Consider the following 642-nt stretch of genomic DNA (forward strand, 5'->3'; position numbering starts at 1 on the left):
TGCCGGAGACGGCGGCGAAGAGCGCGCAGCCCATCACGTTCACATGCACCAGCCGCCCCGGCAGCAGGCGGGTCCAGGGTGACAGGCCGCGGAACAGGTTCTCGCTGAGGCGGGTGTGCACCAGCAACTCACCCATCAGGATGAACAGCGGCAGGGTGATGAGTTCGACGGAGGTGGAGGAGGACCAGATGTCGCCCGCCAGGAAGCGGTCCACCCGCATGTCGCGGAAGACCTCCAGCGCGACGATGCCGATCGACATGAGCGAGACGCCGACCCAGATGCCGCCCGCCAGCGTGACGAGCAGCATGCCGAGGACGAGGGTGATGGGTGCGGTCACTCGACGCCTCCGCAGCCAGAGCGGCGTGCCCATCGGATAGTAGCTGGTGGAGCCGAACTCGACGGTGCGGATCAGCTGCTGCCACAGCGCGGAGCAGGCGAAGCCGAGGAAGCCGATGGCGAAGACGCAGCCCGCCATGTCGATCAGCCGCGCGATGCCGGGCGGCAGGGCCTGCAGCAGCACCGCGACGCGAATGTGCCCGCCCTGGCGCAGCGTCCAGCCGGTGCCGGCGAACAGCACCACGCATTGCAGGTAGACGGGGTATTCCACCGCCCAGGGCTGCGACCAGCCGAAGAAGCTGGTGG

General features: G+C 68.7%; 1 protein-coding gene. It reads right to left on the bottom strand.

Going from position 1 to position 642, the window contains the following annotated elements:
• On the bottom strand, window positions 1–607 hold a 607-nt coding region (locus J3P36_RS16045), incomplete at its 3' end, for a TRAP transporter large permease subunit (protein WP_307807139.1).
• Window positions 608–642: the final 35 nt, after the last annotated feature.

This window comes from Naasia sp. SYSU D00057 (assembly GCF_017916505.1).
Classification (GTDB): domain Bacteria; phylum Actinomycetota; class Actinomycetes; order Actinomycetales; family Microbacteriaceae; genus Naasia.